Here is an 18,069-nt window from a genome sequence, read left to right as displayed (position 1 = left end):
TCCGGTGTATGAAGCGTCACGTCGCTCGTTCTGTATATCGCATTCTCGAGGCCACGAAACCGATCGGCCAAGCCGCTTGACAGACATAGAAGGATCCCGACGGCGGCCCAGCAACCTGGCGCCAGGTTGCTGGGCCGCCGTCAGGTAGTAATTGGGGTCAGGCTCCGGCGAGGTGGTCGGCCAGGTAGTTCTCCACCTGATCGATGCTCACGCGCTCCTGGCTCATGTCATCACGCTTGCGGATCGTCACTGCCTGATCATCGAGGGTGTCGAAGTCGACGGTGATGCACAGCGGCGTTCCGATCTCGTCCTGGCGGCGGTAGCGACGGCCGATGGCGCCGGCATCGTCGAAGTCGATGTTCCACCGCCGACGCAGCGTCGCAGCGAGATCCTTCGCAGCCGGGGTGAGCTTCTCATTGCGGCTCAGCGGCAGCACCGCAGCCTTGACCGGAGCCAGGCGCGGATCGAGTTTGAGGACGACGCGCTGGTCGACGCCGCCCTTCGTGTTCGGCGCCTCGTCCTCGGAGTAGGCCTCGACGAGGAAGGCCATCATCGACCGCGTCAGGCCGAAGGAGGGTTCGATGACATATGGCGTGTAGCGGTCTCCGCTGGCCTGGTCGAAGTACTGGAGCTTCGCTCCCGAGACCTCCGTGTGAGTGCCGAGGTCGTAGTCGGTGCGGTTGGCCACACCCATCAGCTCGCCCCATTCGGATCCCTGGAAGCCGAAGCGGTATTCGATGTCGATGGTTCCGGCCGAATAGTGTGCACGGTCCTCGGCGGGCACGTCGAGGCGGCGGACGTTGTCTTCGGAGATGCCGAGGTCGAGGAACCAGGCCCAGCAGTCTTCGACCCACTGCTTGTAGTAGTCATCGGCCTCGTCCGGGTGGACAAAGTACTCGATCTCCATCTGCTCGAACTCACGGGTGCGGAAGATGAAGTTGCCCGGCGTGATCTCGTTGCGGAAGGCCTTGCCGATCTGGCCGATGCCGAACGGCGGCTTCTTCCGGGCGGCAGTGAGCACATTGTTGAAGTTCACGAAGATGCCCTGTGCGGTCTCCGGGCGCAGGTAGTGCAGTCCGGATTCGGAATCGACGGGACCGAGGAAGGTCTTGACGAGTCCGGAGAATTCCTGCGGTTCGGTCCACTGACCGCGGGTGCCGCAGTCGGGGCAGACGATATCGCTCATTCCGTTTTCCGGAGCCTTCTTGTTCTTCGCCTCATACGCCTCGACGAGGTGGTCCTCGCGGTGACGCTTGTGGCAGTTGAGGCACTCGACGAGGGGGTCGACGAAGGTGGCGACGTGGCCGGAGGCTTCCCAGACGCGTTTGGGCAGGATGATCGAGGAGTCGAGGCCGACGACGTCTTCGCGGCCGCGCACGAACTGCTGCCACCACTGGCCCTTGATGTTGTCCTTGAGCTCCACGCCCAACGGCCCGTAGTCCCATGCCGAGCGGGAACCGCCATAGATCTCTCCTGCTTGGAAGACGAATCCTCTGCGCTTGGCCAGGGCGATGACGGCATCCAACTTGGACTGTGCCACTAGTTCTCTCCTTGTTTCAGTTCGCCGACGGCCGGCTGCCGTGGCTCGCAGGTACCAGCCTAACTGGTCACGCCGTCGCTTCCTCAACACCGACCGGGCCCACCCTGACGCCCACCCTCGACGACGGAAGGAGTCCACGGTAGGCGACTGATCTCACACTCGGTTTCCCATTACGGGACCGCCTCGGCGAGGGTGCGGCATGTAGACTTGGGGTACACCCAAACCTTTCTCCGTACCGACGTCTTCACGTCTGTCCAAGCGCGTTCTTGGATCTCTACGGTTTCGGCCCGGATTGCTCACGATGATTGCACAAGCGGCCGCAGGGTAGATCGCCACTACAGTCATCTGCGATCAAGTGTGTGCCGACGTGAGAGAGATCACTCATGACCGATGTGTCCGCAAACGACGAAACCACTCCGAAATTCTCCGAACTGGGACTCCACCCGCTCGTGCTCAAGGCCGTAGAGACGCAGGGCTACGAGATCCCCACCCCCATCCAGGCCGAGACGATCCCGACCCTCCTGTCGGGCCGTGACGTCATCGGCCTGGCCCAGACCGGAACCGGCAAGACCGCGGCTTTCGCCCTGCCTGCCCTGTCCGACCTCGCCGAGGCGGGGCGCGCCGACGACGGCCCGTTCGCTCTCGTACTCACCCCTACTCGCGAACTTGCGATCCAGGTCGCCGAGGCGTTCACCTCCTACGCCACGGAGCTGTCCGACTTCTCCGTGCTCCCGATCTACGGCGGTCAGGCCTACGGCCCGCAGCTGGCCGGTCTGCGCCGTGGTGCGCAGGTCGTCGTCGGCACCCCCGGTCGTGTCATCGATCACCTCAAGAAGGGATCGCTCAAGCTCGGCAGCCTCAAGCACCTCATCCTCGATGAGGCCGACGAGATGCTCAAGATGGGCTTCGCCGAAGACATCGAAGAGATCTTCAGCCAGGTCGGTCCGGACCGTCAGGTAGCACTGTTCTCGGCGACCATGCCGTCCTCGATCCACCGGATCACCGGCAAGTACCTGGATGACCCGAAGGAAGTCCGGATCGCCGCGAAGTCGCAGACCGGTGCGAACATCCGTCAGCGCTACTTCATGGTTCAGCACTCGCACAAGCTCGATGCGCTGACCCGGATCCTCGAGGTCGAGGAGTACGAGGGCATCATCATGTTCGTGCGCACGAAGCAGGCCACCGAGGAGCTGGCCGAGAAGCTGCGCGCCCGCGGGTTCAAGACCGCCGCGATCAACGGCGACATCCCGCAGCAGGCACGTGAGCGCACGATCGATCAGCTGCGTGAGGCGAAGATCGACATCCTCGTCGCCACCGATGTGGCCGCCCGCGGTCTCGACGTCGAGCGCATCACGCTCGTCGTCAACTACGACATCCCGCACGACACCGAGTCCTACGTCCACCGCATCGGCCGCACCGGTCGTGCCGGACGCTCCGGTGAGGCGATCCTCTTCGTCACTCCGCGCGAGCAGCGCATGCTCGGCTCGATCGAGCGCGCCACCAAGCAGAAGGTCGAACCGCTGACCCTGCCCAGTGTCGAAGAGCTGACGAACACTCGCGTCGATAAGTTCACGAAGCGCATCGATGATGTGCTCGCGCAGACCGAGCTGTCCGAACTCACCGACGTCATCGAGGCGTACTCGCTCTCCCGTGATGTGCCGGCGTCGAACATCGCCGCCGCTCTGGCCTCCCTCGTCCTCGAGTCGAACACGCTCAAGGCCGAGCCGATGCCCGAACCGGCACGTCGCCAGGGCCGTGACCGTGACCGCGATGGTGGTCGTGACGGCGGCCGTCCGAGCCGTGTCGGTCGTGCCCGTGACGAGAACATGACGACCTACCGTCTGGCTCTCGGCCGCAACGAGCGCCTGCAGCCGGGCGCCGTGGTCGGTGCGATCGCGAACGAAGGTGGAATCACCTCGAAGCAGATCGGCCATATCGACATCCGTTCGAACCACACGCTCGTCGACCTGCCCAAGGACCTCGACCCGTCGGTGCTACGCAAGCTCTCCCACACCGAGATCCAGGGCCGTCCCATCGACATCCGTCCGGATTCCGGTCGCCCGGGACGCCCGTTCAAGAAGCGCAACTTCGACAAGCAGCCCGGTGACGGCCGCAACTTCCGGAACGATCGTCGCGGCGGCAAGAAGTTCGGCGGACGCGGCGACCGCTCCCGCGACCACTACTGATCCGCCTCCGGGACACGACCGGGGCTCCAGCTCCACGGACATGGTCCCTGACCTGGGTTCGCTCTGAAGTGAGAGTTCGGCCCCGCAGCATTGCGCTGCGGGGCCGATCTTCGTACCCAGACCAGTTCCTGACTACCTTCGCGGCTCCATAGCTTGGTGAAGCTGCTACGGAAAGTGCGCGGGGCACCTCAGATGGCCACGGCGTACCGCTCAGGTGTGCAAGCCCCTCAAGCGCTCGGCGTGTCGACGGCGCCGCCGAAGCGACGGTCGCGGCGGGCGTACTCTTCGATCGCCGCCCACAGGGTGCGCCTGTCGACGTCGGGCCACAGCACATCCTGGAAGACCATCTCGGCATAGGCTGACTGCCAGAGCAGGAAGTTCGAGGTCCGCTGCTCCCCCGAGGACCGCATGAACAGGTCGACGTCGGGCACGATGGGTGCGTAGAGACGGGAGCGGACGGTCTTCTCCGAGACCTTGCCGGGTTTGAGCTTCCCGGCGGCCACCTCGGCGGTGATCTCATTGATCGCGTCGACGATCTCGGAGCGTCCACCGTAGTTCACGCAGAACTGGAGCACGAGACCAGTGTTGTTCTTCGTCATCTCCGCGGCCGTCTCGAGTTCGTCGATGACCGAACGCCACAGCCGACCGCGCCGGCCGGACCACACGATCCGCACGCCCAGGGCGTTGAGCTCATCGCGGCGGCGGCGGATGACGTCACGGTTGAACCCCATGAGGAAGCGCACCTCTTCGGGTGAGCGCTTCCAGTTCTCCGTCGAGAACGCATACGCCGACAGATAGTCCACGCCGATCTCGATCGCGCCGTGGATGACATCGAGCAGCGAAGCTTCCCCGGCTGTGTGCCCTTCCGTGCGCGGCAGCCCCCGCTGATTCGCCCACCGACCGTTGCCGTCCATGACGATTGCGACGTGCCGAGGCACGAACTTCGCGTCCATTCGCGGAGGTCTCGCTCCGCTGGGATGGGCCGGTGGTGCGGGGTAGCTCATGTGCTCTCCAGAACTCTCAGTGATCGGATATTGCGCTCGAGGTGCCAGGACACCCAGTCCGAGACCAGCTTCGACCCGTCGATCTGATCGTGCAGGTCAGAGGCCTCGGCACGCTCCCAGTCGCCGGACAGGAGCGCGGCCATATGCTCGAGCGCATCGGTGTCGGGCAGTGCCGCACCGGAGGGGCGGCAGTTCGTGCACACGGCACCGCCCAAGGCTGCGGAGAACGCACGGTGGGGTCCGGGATTCCCGCACTGGGCGCAGTCCAGCAGGCTCGGTGCCCACCCGGCCACGGACATCGCCCGCAGCAGGTACGCATCGAGGGACAGCCTCGGCGGGTGTTCGCGGTTGCACAGCGAACGGATGGCAGAGACGAGGAGGAGGAAATGCGTACGCGACTGGGGTTCGACTTCGGTGATGCTGCGTGCCGTTTCGGCCATCACCGAGGCGGCCGAGTAGACATCGAAGTCCGTGGCGATACCGCGGGCGAAGGGTTCGACGAGTTCGACCTGGGTGACGATGTCGAGGCTGCGCCCGACATGGCATTGCAGGTCGACGAGCATAAAGGGTTCGAGACGGGAGCCGAACCTCGATTTCGTCCGTCGCACCCCCTTCGCGACGGCGCGGACGAGGCCGTGGCTGCGAGTGAGCACGGTGACGATGCGGTCGGCTTCGCCGAGCTTGTGCCCCTGGAGCACGATGCCTTCATCACGATAGTTGTGCACCCGCCCATTATCGCTTAAGCGCGGCGGAGAATCACCCCGCCGCGCTTAAGTGACTGCTGTGAGATCGACCGCGCAGCCTCAGCTCTGGCGGTCGCGGGCGGCTCGGTTGACGGCCGAGACGACGGCCTTGAGCGAGGCCTTCGTGATGTTCGGGTGCAGACCGGCGCCCCAGACGACGCGGTCTTCGACGGCGAGTTCGACATAGGCGGCGGCGTTGGTGTCAGCACCGGAGCCGATGGCGTGCTCGGAGTAGTCCTGGAGTCGCACATCGACGTCGAACTGATCGATGAGGATCTTCACCAGCGCGTCGATCGGTCCGTTGCCGCGTCCTTCGTAGGTGCGTTCCTGACCGTCGACGATGAGGTCGACCTCGATGCGCTCTGCCGATGAGCCGCCACCGTCGACATTGCCCGATTCCGTGCGCAGGCCGACGATCTGGAAGCGGCCCCATGCTTTCTCCGGATCTTCGGCGGGCAGGTATTCGTAGTTGAAGATGCGGCGGATCTCCTCGGCGGAGACCTCGCCGCCGGCTTCGGTGTGCTGCTGCACAGCGCGGGAGAATTCGACCTGCATCCGACGCGGCAGGTCGAGTCCGTACTCGCTCTTGAGCAGGTAGGTCACTCCGCCCTTGCCGGACTGCGAGTTCACACGGATGATCGCCTCGTAGCTGCGGCCGAGGTCCTTCGGGTCGACCGGCAGGTAGGGCATGTCCCATTCCATGAGGTCGACTGGGGTGCCCTGGGCGTTCGCCTTCTTCTCACGGTCGGCGAAGGCCTTGTTGATCGCGTCCTGGTGCGAGCCCGAGAACGAGGTGAAGACGAGGTCGCCTCCGTAGGGGTGACGTTCGTGGACACCGATCTGGTTGCATTCGGTGACGGTGTGGATGACCTCGTCGATATCGGAGAAGTCGAGCTCCGGGTCGATGCCCTGCGTGTACAGGTTGAGGGCGACGGTGACGAGATCGAGGTTGCCGGTGCGCTCACCGTTGCCGAACAGGCAGCCTTCGATGCGGTCGGCGCCGGCCATCATTCCCATCTCCGCAGCAGCCACGCCGGTGCCCCGGTCGTTGTGCGGGTGCAGGGACACGGCCACTTCGTCGCGGTAGGGCATATTGCGGCAGAACCATTCGATCTGGTCCGCGTAGGTGTTCGGGGTGCCGCGTTCGACCGTGGCAGGCAGGTTGACGACCGTCTCGCGGCCGGCGGTCGGCTGCCACATGTCGAGGACGCTGCCGACGATGTCGAGGGCGAACTCGGGTTCGGTGTCGACGAAGATCTCCGGCGAGTACTGGTAGCCGAAGTCCGCGTCGGACAGCAGCGTCTCAGCGTGCTTCATCACGGCCTGAGTGCCCTGCATTGCGATATCGCGAGTCTGGTCGAAGCCGTCTCCGTCGAAGCCGAAGACGACCTTGCGGAAGACCGGCGCGGTTGCGTTGTAGAGGTGCACGGTGGGCATCTTCGCGCCGACGAGGGACTCGACGGTGCGTTCGATGAGGTCCTCGCGAGCCTGCGTGAGCACGGAGATGCGGACGTCATCGGGAATCGCGTCCTGTTCGATGATCTCGCGGACGAAGTCGAAGTCGACCTGGCTGGCGGCCGGGAATCCGACCTCGATCTCCTTGAACCCGAGCTTGACGAGCAGATCGAACATCTTGCGTTTGCGGTCCGGGGTCATCGGATCGATGAGCGCCTGGTTGCCGTCGCGCAGATCGGTGCTCAGCCAGCGAGGTGCCTTGCTGATGATCTGGTCGGGCCAGGTGCGGTCGCGCATATCCAACGCGATGCGGTCCTGGAACGACTTGTACTTGCCGAACGGCATGGGAGAAGGCTTCTGCAGTTTCATTGTTCCTCTAACTTAAGTTTCTCAGCGCTTGACCAGCATACGAGGACTCCGCGACGAGCGTGCTGTCCGTTCAGGACTCGTCGCGGCAAGGAAGGAGGAGGAACCTATGAGCCACACGATCACCGTAGTCCCCCTTCCGCGTTCCGTCCGAATCCCGTCCACATCCTAAGATCGCCGAGGCGGCTCCGGGCTCCTACTTGAGGAAGTCGACCGAGGCGCGGCGGACGTTGAATCCGACTCCGGTATCGTCGGATTTGCAGGTCATGCCCTCTTCGCTGGAGGTGCAGGTCATCCCCGCCGCGGAGATCGAATCCCCGTAGCCGAGGACGCGTGCCGGGCCGTTGCTCTCGGGGGCCTCGACGCAGGAGAAGCCTGAGCCTTCCTTGTTCGCCACGACGATGGAGCCCCAGTCGTCGAGCTTGCAGTCGTCGGGCTTCTCCGGTGGTGAGTACTCGTAGTCCTTGATCACGCAGCGCGCTCGTTCGGAGTCGATGGTGCAGGCGATATTCCCCGACGGGGATGTGAAGGTCTCTTCGGCGACGGGAGCCTTCGAGCTGCCCGAATCGGACGGCTCGGGATCATCGGTCTGACCGATCGACGGTTCGTTCGTGGGCCCGACGGTGGTGGTGTCATCACCCTGGGTGGAGTCCCAGACGATATAGCCGACGATGCCGAGGGCAAGGATGAGCGCGATGGCAGCGAGCACCCACAGCCACGCGGGGACCTTCTTCGTATCATTTCGCCGACCATAGGGGTCGTGCGGGCCGCCGGGATTCCCCGGTCCGCCGAGGCCTCCCGGCCCTCCCGGCCCTCCCGGCCCTCCCGGTCCGCCGGGTCCTCCTGGTCCGCCTGTTCCTCCGGGACCGGCAGGTCCGCCCGGCGCATATCCGGCGGCATAGGCACCGCTGTAGGCGGGAGCAGGGCCTGCCTGCCCGTATCCGGGCCCCGCGGGGCGACCGGTGCCGGGCTGAGCGTGATCGGGTCCCGCCGGCGATTGCACCGGCCCGGCGGCCTGCGGCTGAGATGCTGCGGCCTGACCGGCGGCACCGAATTCTCCGCCCCACTGCCCCTGGTGCGGATGAGGATCTCCCTGATGCGGGTGGGATTCGGGCTGCTGCGAATGCGGCTCGGCTCGATGTGCGTCAGCTGGCGCCGGCTGCGAGCCGGGCAGCGGGTTCCACTGCTTCGGAGCCGAGGGAGCCTCGGCAGCGGCGATATCGTCGGAGTTCACCTTGCGCGGCGCGGCCGGCAGCCCTCCCGTCTGATAACCATCGGCGGCGGCCAGTCCGCGCAGCTCTTCGAGGCTGAGCACCTCGGTGGCATCGGTGCCGTCGGATTCGACCATCGACCGCAGCCTCTGCAGTTCTGCGGGAGTGAGTGCTTGAGTGGAGCCATCAGCGGCCGCGGACTCATCCTCGCCGATGAACAACTGGGTTGTGATCGACTCCGGAGACTCCTCGGCCAGCTTCCGACGCCCGGGGCGCGGAGGATGGTTCGGCACAGGTGGAATGCTCATGGTGTCATTTTCGCATAGTCGCTGCCGGCGAGTTCTCATGCTCCGTGAGATGATGGCCTCATGTCCGATGGAGTCCTCCGGCGCGCGGGAGTGCCCGCGCTTCTCGCCTGCGCTCTGCTGCTGACCGCCTGTGGGGCCGATGCCGACGACATCACGGACGATCCCTCGGCGGCCGAGTCCGCCGGTTTCGCCGCTCCGGCACAGCAGACGAGTTTCGGTGATTTCGCAGCCCCGACCCAGGACTCCCCCACGGGCGCCGACGCCGTTTCGACGGCATCCGATCAGTCCGGCGCCGAGGCGACCGGACCGGTCCACCCCGTCCCTGTCCCCGGCCTGACGAAGGAGTTCACCGACCAGATCCCGGCAGAGACCTCGCAGGTCCTCGTCGCGACCTCGCCGACAGCCGCTTCGGAGAAGTCGACCTTAAGCTTCTATGAGTTCAAGGACAAGAAATGGAAGAAGCTCAAGACCTTCGACACCCACAACGGCTCCAAAGGATGGCTGAAGGATCGCCGCGAGGGCGATAAGACCACCCCGATCGGAGTGTTCACGCTCAGCGACGCAGGCGGTTTCAAGGCGAACCCGGGCACCGACCTGCCGTACACCCAGGACAATCGTCTGCCCTCCTCGGCGACGGTGGCCTATGGGGCGGACTACGAATCGGTCTTCGACTACATCATCGCCATCGACTACAACCGCAGACCCGGCACTCCCCCGACGGACAAGACCCGACCGATGGGCTGGGACAAGGGCGGCGGAATCTGGCTGCACCTCGACCACGATTCCGGCACGAACGGCTGCGTCACCCTCGACGAGGCGGACCTCAAGTGGATCATGCGCACGATCGATCCCGACGCTCACCCGCGCATCGCCATGGGCCCGGCACCCGAAGTCAAGAAATAGCAGAGCCGAAGAAGCAGAAGAGCAGGAACCCGTGCGCCGTCTCATCATCTCCCTCGTCCAGTCGATCAACGGATCCTTCGCCGAGAACGGCTGGTCGACCGGGGTGTCCACGGACGCCGACTTCCGGCGCTTCCTCGCCCTGCGACGCAGCGCGAATGCGATCATCGTCGACCGCCGCACCGCGCTGAATCCGCAGCTGCCCGTCATCAACGCCGCAGGCAAAACGCTGGAGCACACCCCCGTGCATGTGCTCACCGAGTCCGATCCGACGGCCCTGCAGAGCGAGCTCGACGCCCGCGGCCTCGACTATCGTGCCCAGCACTTCACAGCAGACACGATCACCGAGGTGGCTGCCTCACTGCCGACGGCGCCGTCCCGCGAATCGCGGACGTCCCAGTCCGCCGCGGATCGGTCGTCCACCCGGACGGACCACGCTTCGTCCGCGGGTACAGGATCGCAGACCTCCGATGAGGCGGTGCTGCTGTGCGAGTCGGGTCCGAATCTCGCGTTCCGCCTGCTCGAGCATTATCCGGGCGCGGAACTGCATCTGAGCGTGAGTCCTTGCTATATCCGCACTCCCGGCAGCCACTTCTCCGGGCTCGAGGCCGAGATCGATCTGCGCCTCATCGATGTGCGCACCGAGCACGACCAGGTCTTCCTCCGCTACACCCGCGCCTGAGTCAAGCAGTCAGCCGGCAGAGGTCCCAGCGTTCGCGTGGATCTCGGTGCTCACCTCGAAGCGATCGGGTGAGTCAAGGATCGCGGTGATCCCGTCGGCCACCTCGGTGAGATGGACGGTTTCGACTCCCCCGGACAGATCATTGCGATCATCGCCACCAATGGGAGCCATGATCCGCAGCTCGCGGAAGGCCACGCTCGCCGATTCCGCTGCGGCGACCTCGATGAGCATCTTCTGTGCGGCGCCGAAGACGCTGATCGCCCCGGACCCGGCCAGCGCTTCGACGCTGGCGACGCCGTTGAGTGCCAGGTGGACGAATCCCCGGACCCCGCTCGTCCGGTCGGTGGCCAGGGACTGCGAGATCGCACAGGCCGTGAAGTGCCCGCGCAGGTAGGAGTCATAGTCCGCATCGAACTTCTCCAGACCTCGGTCGAGCACCGGTTCGTCGATGTACCACCCGCCGAGGGCGGCGATGACGGCATCGACCGGCGGCATCCCACTGAAGGCGAGCGCCGAGGTGACCGCCTCCGGCTCGTCCACCCAGTTCGGCACGGTCACCGGTTCGTATGCCGTCTCCGTGTCCGGAGTGCGGCGGACGATGCCGGTGACTGTGTGCTGCGGACTGAGCTGCTGGGCGAGCCCGGTGCCGACGTGGCCGGAGGCGCCGAAGAGGAGGATGTGCATGAGGCGAGTCTATGTCCCTTGCTCTTCAGGTTCCTCCCTCTTCGGTCCCCGGCCGCCTCCACGGAGGACAGCGCTATTTGCGGGTATGGACCTTGATGCCGGTCTTCTTCGTATAGGTCATATATCCGCGTTCGAAGTTCTGGCGTTTGACACCGTTCTTCACGGTCCGGTCAGCGGTGGGCAGACCGAGCTTGCTGCGTTCATAGCCCAGCTTCTTCCACTTCGTGAGGAAGCCTCCGTAGATGACATCGCTGCCTGTCTGCGGTGACCAGGTGATCATTCCGGAGTGGAATCTCTGGTATCGAGCGCTCTTCCGGTATTTGAAGGTCTGCTTATCGCTGCTGGGGAACCCGAGGACGCCTTTCTCATACTTCACTCGCTTGTAGGCGACACGGATCTGGCCCTTGGTGAGGAAGTGCGCACCGGTCGATTTCGACCAATACACGGTGCCCTTGGCGAACGACTGGTAGGCACCGTTCGGGTTCTTCAGCTTCTTCTCCGAGCCGACCGGTTTGCCGGTCTTTCCCGCGTTCTTCTGATAGTACGAACCGATTGCGCCCTTCGTCGGGTACGTCTTCGGCTTCGGTGCCGGTTTCGGTGCCGGACTCTTGGTGGGCGCCTTCGTCGGTGGTGGGGTCAGCTCAGCCACCAGGGCTTTGGCTCCCGTGCGGATGCTGCCGAGCTTGTTGTAGAACGCGAGTCCCGGGCATTCGGTGTAGCTCGTGTCCCGGTGTCCGGCGACGACGTTGAGGCTGACCTTCTTGCCGAGGGCGTACTTGCTCGTGCCGCCCCCACCGGAGGTCAAGGTCATCTTCCCGGTGGGGTTGAAGCCGTACTGCCCTGCTTTCCACGCGACGAGGCGCTTGACCGAGGTCTGTGCTGCCGAACTCGGAGCCGCCGACGAATAGGTGCCGAGCACGCTGATGCCGATGGTCCATGAATTGAACCCGGAGGCGTGAGCTCCGGTCACTGCCTTGTCCAGGCTGCCGGCACGGCCCTCGTACATGGTGCCGTATTTGTCGACGAGGAAGTTGTACCCGAGGTCGCACCACCCGCGGTTCTGCGTGTGGAAGGCGAGGTAGCCGCGGATGATCGCCGGTGCCTGTGCTTTCGAGTACGAGTTCGAACCCGCTGTGTGGTGGATGAACACGCCCTTGGCCGACGACGTCTTGTCCGTGGCGCAGCGGACGAGCTTCTCATCGGCACCCCACTGTTTGCGGGTGACGATCTTAGCCCGCAGATCCTTGGCCGAGATCTGCGCGTCGACTGCCGGTCCCGTGGCCGAATGCGTGCTCACTCCCCCAGGGGGCTTCGCGACCTGTGCGTCAGCCTTCGTGACTGCAGTGGAAACCTGGGTGATCTGCAGATCATCGGTATCAGCCTGCTTGTCTGCGGCGCGCACCTCGACAGCGTCCGAATCGAGCACCGGAAGGGCAACGGACTGCGACTGGTGTGAGGCAGCGGGAATCTGAGCGGCCTCTGCGGAAACGGCGTCGGGGCCTCCCTCGTCATCGGTCGGCAGGCTCTCCCACGCCGACCAGCCGTTGCCGTCGCGAGTGCGGATTTCGAGTTCGGGATCTTCTCCTTCCCACGTGGCACCGATGATCGTGACGTCGGAGGAATCGACTGGCAGAGTCGTGACCTCATCAGTCTGGGCATCGACGGTCCTCTCGGAGGGAGTGCCGTCGGAGGGAGTGCCGTCGGCGGCAGAAGCGCCGGGCGTGTTCGTGGGAGTTCCCGGTGTGGCGGCGAGCGCCGGTCCCGATAGGGTCGCAGTGAGGAGAATTCCGGTGAGTGCCGAGGCGAGGAATGGCAACGGTTTCATCAGTTATGGTCCTTGAGGTCGTCCATGACCAAGTGAGCGTTCTTCTCACTGGATGGGGGCCGAATTACGGACACCCAGTGTGACCGCAGGATTATCGTAAGGTTATTCTCAGATTTTCGGAAGTGGGTACTTCAGCAGATGGCTGATCGCCGCGAACTCACTCGACTCGAGGCAGTCCTCGACGCCTTCGCCGACCGCGTTCTCCCCCGCGTCCCCGCCGGAATACGGGAGTTCCTCGCCTTCGGAATCAAGCAGGCGTGGGCGTGTCTCTTCGGCGCTCTCATGCTCTTAGCGATCATCCTCACCGCTTGGCTCTGCCCCGATGACGCGGCCATCTCCCGCAACGACTTCCTCGTCATCCTCGCCGTGCTCATCCAGATCGGCATGCTCGTCGCTCGACTCGAGACCGGCCGCGAGCTCATCGTCATCATCGTCTTCCACATCGTCGGCACCGGAATGGAGATCTTCAAGACCGCCGTGGGCTCATGGAACTACGCCCCCGGCGGGGTCCTCCACATCGGCGCCGTGCCGCTGTTCACCGGGTTCATGTACGCCGCCGTCGGCTCCTATATCGTCCGAGTGTACCGTCTCTTCGACTTGCGGTTCAGCCATTACCCGCCGAGGTGGCTGACCGCGATCATCGCCGCCGCCATCTACCTCAACTTCTTCACCCACCACTTCGTCGTCGACCTCCGACTGCTCCTCGTCCTGGCCACCGTCATCGTCTTCTTCCGCTGCCGCATGTACTTCCATATCCATCGCAGGACACTGACGATGCCCGTGCTGCTGGCCTTCCTCCTCGTCGCCTTCTTCATCTGGGTGGCCGAGAACATCGGGACCGCGGCCGGTGCCTGGCTGTATCCGAGTCAGGACGACGGCTGGCACCTGGTGCCGCTGACGAAGCTGGTGGCCTGGTTCCTGCTCATGATGATCTCCGTCGTCCTCGTGACCTTCGTCCACAGACCCAGGCCGCCTGAGGTCCACAGACCCGAGCCTCCTGACACCTATACTTGCTGAGAACCGAAACTTCCAGGACGGCCGAAGGAGACTCATGGCGGCACCCGATGCGCAGAATGAGAAGGAATCGAGCGCATTGCTCAAGGTGCTCCGCCCAACCAGCGGTTCCAACCTGTCGGTCAGTGCTCGTGTGCTGCTGCGCGTCATCGCCGGAGTCCTCGTCCTCGCTCTCATCCTCGCCCTCGTCGGACTGTTCCTCGTCCGCCGCTCCTTCCCGACCACCGACGGCGAGATCTCGCTGCCGGGGCTCGACGCGCCGGTCACCGTCCACCGTGACGAATCGGGTGTTCCCACCATCGAGGCCGAAACCGCCCACGACCTGTTTCTGGCTCAGGGGTTCGTCCACGCTCAGGACCGGTTCTGGGAGATGGACTTCCGCCGACACGTCACCTCGGGACGACTCTCCGAACTCTTCGGCAAATCCCAGCTGGGCACCGACACCTTCATTCGCACGCTCGGCTGGCGGAAGGTCGCCGAGCAGGAGGTGAAGAAGCTCGACAAAACGAGTCTGGGCTACTACGAGGCCTACGCGGACGGCGTCAACGCCTACCTCAAGGACAAATCCCCCACCGAGCTGTCCCTCGAATACGCCGTCCTCGGCCTCGAGACCGGCAGCACCGAGGTCGAGAAATGGACCCCGGTCGACAGCGTCGCCTGGCTCAAGGCCATGGCATGGGATCTGCGATCGAACCTCGAAGACGAGATCGACCGGTCAATCCTCAGCTCGGAGCTCACCGACGAGCAGATGAGCGACCTCTATCCGGATTACCCATATGCCACGCGTCCGACGATCCTCGGCGGCAGAGCCGGCGACAAGGCACCGAAGGACCGCAGCGGCGACGACGTCGAGCAGAAGCCGCGAGTCGACGACCGTGCACGGGAGGACGATGAGGCACAGGCCGGAGGCACCGTCACCGAGGCACCCCGAACAGGGAACACCGACACCGAGGCGGCCGTCCCCACCGATGAGCTCCTCGAACTGCGGAATACGCTCACATCGCTGCCGCCGATGCTGGGACAGAACAGCGACGATATCGGGTCGAACTCGTGGGTGATCTCCGGGGACCACACGAACACCGGTCGACCGCTGCTGTCCAATGACCCGCACCTCGCCCCGGCGATGCCCTCGGTCTGGTACCAGGTGGGACTGCAATGCAAGAAGGTCACCGATGCCTGCCCCTTCGACGTCACCGGTTTCTCCTTCTCCGGACTGCCGGGAGTCGTCATCGGCCACAACCAGTCGATCGCCTGGGGACTGACGAACCTCGGCGCCGATGTCACCGACCTCGTCGTGGAGAAGCTCCGCGACGGGAAGGTCATCCACGACGACGGAGACGAACCGCTGCAGGTGCGCAAGGAGACGATCGAGGTCGCGGGCGAGGACCCGCGCGAGATCACCATCCGCTCCACCCGCAACGGCCCACTCGTGTCGAATCTCGACGGCACGTATCGCAAAGTACTCGATGCGACGACCGGGGCGGATTCGCAGGACCCGAAGTCGGGACCGGCCGAGGAGCACTACGGTCTCGCCCTCGATTGGACGGCTCTGCGTCCGGGTACGACCGCCTCGGCGGTGTTCGCCATCAACAAGGCCACGAATTGGCAGGAGTTCCGGCACGCGGCGTCCCTGTTCGACGTGCCCTCTCAGAACCTCGTCTACGCCGATGTCGCCGGGAACATCGGATATCAGGCACCCGGGATGATCCCGCGCCGAGGCAAGGCCGACGGCACTGTACCCCGCCGCGGGTGGAAATCTGACGAGGATTGGCAGGGCTGGGTCGACTTCGTGGATCTCCCACACCTGTACAACCCCGAGCGCGGATGGATCGTCACCGCGAACAACCCGGTCGCCGCCCCCGGTGAGACAGTGCAGCTGGGTGAGGACTTCGACTACGGAGATCGTGCCCGCCGCATCACGAAACGCATCAAGGACGCGGTCGACGAGGGCCGGAAGCTGCGGCCGATGGACATGGCGGAGATCCAGAACGACGACCAGAATCCGTTCGCCGCGAAGCTCGTACCCGACGCGGTGAAGATCCACTCCCATGGTGACGAGGACATCCTCGAGGCGAAGAAGCTGCTGAAGAGCTGGAACGGCTTCGATTCCGCGAACAGCGCGGGCGCCGCCTACTTCAATGTGCTCACGAAGACGCTGCTCGAACAGACCATCAGCTCCAAGCTTCCCGACGGGGTGTCCCCCGCCGGCGGTTCACGGTGGTACCTCGTGCTCTCGGAACTGCTCGAAGACCCGGATTCCCAGTGGTGGTCGGGCAAGGGCGTCGAAGGTCGGGACGAGGCTCTGCGCAAGGCCATGAAGACGGCATGGGCGGAGACGGAGGACCTGCTGGGACCGGAGCCCGTGACGTGGCGGTGGGGAATCCTGCACCGCCTGACGATCCGCAACGCCAGCCTCGGCGAATCCGGGATCACACCGGTGGAGAAGCTGTTCAACCGCGGCCCCTATGAAGTCTCCGGCGGTTCGGGCGTCGTCCATGCCACCGGGTGGGATGCCTCGGTCGGCTATGAGACGAACTGGGTGCCGTCGATGCGCCAGACGGTCGATCTGTCGAACTTCGACGCCTCGAACTGGATCAACCTCACGGGCGCGTCGGGGCATGCCTTCCACCCGCATTACGACGATCAGACGAACGATTGGGCCGCCAATGTCAATCGACCGTGGCCGTACTCGAAGGAGGCCGTGGCCGCGGCGGCAGAGGACACACTCACTCTCGAGCCATGAGGTCGGGCCAGACGTGAGGATACGGCAGAGGCGCGGGGTCCTCACCGCGCCCCGTGATCAGTCTTTGGGCAGGATCTTCGCTTCGAGGAAGTTCGCGACATCGTCTTCCCAGCGCATCGGGTCGATGTTCCATTCCTTCGTGTGATGGGCCTTGCCGTATGGGGGCATCGTGACCAGATCCCGTCTGACACCTGCCAGCGCATGGGAGGGGCCGGAGGGAACGAATTCGTCGTCATCGGAGTGGATGAGCAGAACCGGCACATCGAGTTCGGCGGCACGGGTCACCCAATCCATGCGATCGAGATCGAGCGGGGTCTCGAGTCCGGTGATCGGCCGTGCCCATGGCTGGGTGATCATCTCGAGCGTGAGTTTGGCGATCGGTGTCGGCAGCAGGTTCTTCTTCGCCTGACCGTCGAGCACGTTCACCCAGTCGACGACGGGTCCGTCGAGGACCAGCGCGGTGACGAATCTGCGGTTGCGTCCGCGGGAGGCCGCCTGCAGGGCGATGGCTCCGCCCATCGACCAGCCGAAGAGCACGACGTTCTTCGCTCCGTGTTCGACCGCGAAGTCGATGGCGGCGTCGACGTCGATCCATTCGGTGTCGCCGAGTCCGTAGCGCGATGTGGTCTCCACCCGCACCTCGGCGTCGTTGCGGTAGGACATCGCGATCGAGGGCACCCCGAGGGTGTTGAGCACGGGAGCGGCACGCAGTCCCTCGGCGCGGGTGCTGGCTCGGCCGTGGATGAGGATCGCCCAGGTGTCGTGGGGTTCCGGATGGTCGGTCGGCAGCAGCCACGCGGGCAGGTCCCCGGCGTCGGAGCGGATCTCGATGTCGTCGAAATTCACTCCGGCAGCGATCGGATCAGGATAGACGACCCCGGTCCACCGTCCCCGCCAGGCCCGTCGGATATCGCCGCGGGTGACGGACAGGATCTCTCGGGAGACGGTGCGCGAGCGCGGATCGTACTCGACGATATCGCCGACGACGGCGTGTCCCGAACCCTGGTTGAAGTAGAGACCATAGGTGCCGGGCACCGTGGTCTCCTCATCGGCGGGCAGCTGAATGCGCATATTCGGCGGAAAGCCGTCGATGTGCAGGATATCGAGTTCTTCCGGGGCGTTCTCCGGAACGATGATCTTGCGGGCGAAGTAGGCGGCCAGACCCGACGACGCCACAGAGATCAGGGCACCGAGTCCGGCGCCGACGCCGATACCGGCGGCGAGCAGACGGGCGGGGAACTTCGTGTCGCGGACCATGAAAACCTCCTGTGTTCATTGTTGCCTACGGAATGATCAGGCACCAAACGCTGTTGTGCGGAATGAGCGAGTGTCACTCGCTGTTGCGCTCACCAGGGGCGGAGATCTTCTCCTCCTCGCCGCAATCACCGTCACTGACAGAGACCGGAGG

Annotated in this window: 13 protein-coding genes; 5 read left to right on the top strand and 8 right to left on the bottom strand. The window is 64.7% G+C overall.

What is annotated here, in order from left to right; translation table 11 throughout:
- Nucleotides 1-157: 157 nt before the first annotated feature.
- Nucleotides 158-1,540, bottom strand: a complete 1,383-nt coding sequence (locus BI49514_RS13470) for a glycine--tRNA ligase (RefSeq protein ID WP_101547002.1) — start codon at nucleotides 1,538-1,540, stop codon at nucleotides 158-160.
- A 383-nt stretch (nucleotides 1,541-1,923) separates the two neighbouring features.
- On the opposite strand from BI49514_RS13470, the gene BI49514_RS13465 reads away from it, so the two are divergent.
- Nucleotides 1,924-3,726 carry a DEAD/DEAH box helicase gene (locus BI49514_RS13465; protein ID WP_101547001.1) on the top strand — a complete coding sequence of 601 codons (1,803 nt, stop codon included), beginning with the start codon at nucleotides 1,924-1,926 and terminating at the stop codon, nucleotides 3,724-3,726.
- A gap of 227 nt (nucleotides 3,727-3,953) precedes the next feature.
- Here BI49514_RS13465 and BI49514_RS13460 read toward each other — a convergent pair whose 3' ends face one another.
- The 4 genes from BI49514_RS13460 to BI49514_RS16715 form a co-directional block, all read right to left on the bottom strand.
- The gene (locus BI49514_RS13460) at nucleotides 3,954-4,730 is read right to left on the bottom strand and encodes an isoprenyl transferase (protein ID WP_101547000.1); all 777 of its coding nucleotides are present in this window, start codon (nucleotides 4,728-4,730) and stop codon (nucleotides 3,954-3,956) included.
- Nucleotides 4,727-5,455: a DNA repair protein RecO gene (gene recO / locus BI49514_RS13455; RefSeq protein WP_101546999.1), complete on the bottom strand. Its 729-nt coding sequence runs from the start codon at nucleotides 5,453-5,455 to the stop codon at nucleotides 4,727-4,729. The genes BI49514_RS13460 and recO overlap by 4 nt, the downstream gene beginning before the upstream one ends.
- Before the next feature lie 78 nt (nucleotides 5,456-5,533).
- The gene (gene leuA, locus BI49514_RS13450) at nucleotides 5,534-7,297 is read right to left on the bottom strand and encodes a 2-isopropylmalate synthase (protein ID WP_101546998.1); all 1,764 of its coding nucleotides are present in this window, start codon (nucleotides 7,295-7,297) and stop codon (nucleotides 5,534-5,536) included.
- Between the two features lie 193 nt (nucleotides 7,298-7,490).
- Nucleotides 7,491-8,813 carry a DUF6636 domain-containing protein gene (locus tag BI49514_RS16715; protein ID WP_219618457.1) on the bottom strand — a complete coding sequence of 441 codons (1,323 nt, stop codon included), beginning with the start codon at nucleotides 8,811-8,813 and terminating at the stop codon, nucleotides 7,491-7,493.
- A 60-nt stretch (nucleotides 8,814-8,873) separates the two neighbouring features.
- On the opposite strand from BI49514_RS16715, the gene BI49514_RS13440 reads away from it, so the two are divergent.
- Complete coding sequence (locus tag BI49514_RS13440) at nucleotides 8,874-9,716, top strand: L,D-transpeptidase family protein (protein ID WP_101546997.1); 843 nt, start codon at nucleotides 8,874-8,876, stop codon at nucleotides 9,714-9,716.
- A gap of 31 nt (nucleotides 9,717-9,747) precedes the next feature.
- Entirely contained in the window at nucleotides 9,748-10,395 is a 648-nt protein-coding gene (locus BI49514_RS13435; protein ID WP_101546996.1) for a hypothetical protein, read from the top strand.
- A 9-nt stretch (nucleotides 10,396-10,404) separates the two neighbouring features.
- Here BI49514_RS13435 and BI49514_RS13430 read toward each other — a convergent pair whose 3' ends face one another.
- Together BI49514_RS13430 and BI49514_RS13425 are read right to left on the bottom strand one after the other, a co-directional pair.
- Nucleotides 10,405-11,079 (bottom strand): NAD(P)-dependent oxidoreductase, encoded by a 675-nt coding sequence (locus BI49514_RS13430; RefSeq protein WP_101546995.1) that lies wholly within the window; start codon nucleotides 11,077-11,079, stop codon nucleotides 10,405-10,407.
- 73 nt (nucleotides 11,080-11,152) lie between these two features.
- Entirely contained in the window at nucleotides 11,153-12,904 is a 1,752-nt protein-coding gene (locus tag BI49514_RS13425) for an N-acetylmuramoyl-L-alanine amidase (protein ID WP_101546994.1), read from the bottom strand.
- A 138-nt stretch (nucleotides 12,905-13,042) separates the two neighbouring features.
- Here BI49514_RS13425 and BI49514_RS13420 point away from each other — a divergent pair, with 138 nt between their 5' ends.
- On the top strand, nucleotides 13,043-13,921 hold the full coding sequence (locus tag BI49514_RS13420) for a DUF817 domain-containing protein (RefSeq protein ID WP_101546993.1): 879 nt from the start codon (nucleotides 13,043-13,045) through the stop codon (nucleotides 13,919-13,921).
- 34 nt (nucleotides 13,922-13,955) lie between these two features.
- Nucleotides 13,956-16,661: a penicillin acylase family protein gene (locus BI49514_RS13415; RefSeq protein WP_101546992.1), complete on the top strand. Its 2,706-nt coding sequence runs from the start codon at nucleotides 13,956-13,958 to the stop codon at nucleotides 16,659-16,661.
- 57 nt (nucleotides 16,662-16,718) lie between these two features.
- On the opposite strand, the gene BI49514_RS13410 is transcribed toward BI49514_RS13415, so the two are convergent.
- Nucleotides 16,719-17,918, bottom strand: a complete 1,200-nt coding sequence (locus BI49514_RS13410; RefSeq protein ID WP_101546991.1) for an alpha/beta hydrolase family protein — start codon at nucleotides 17,916-17,918, stop codon at nucleotides 16,719-16,721.
- Nucleotides 17,919-18,069 lie beyond the last annotated feature (151 nt).

Source organism: Brevibacterium iodinum ATCC 49514, assembly GCF_900169265.1.
Classification (GTDB): Bacteria; Actinomycetota; Actinomycetes; order Actinomycetales; family Brevibacteriaceae; genus Brevibacterium; species Brevibacterium iodinum.
This window is presented reverse-complemented; position numbering and strand designations above follow the sequence as displayed.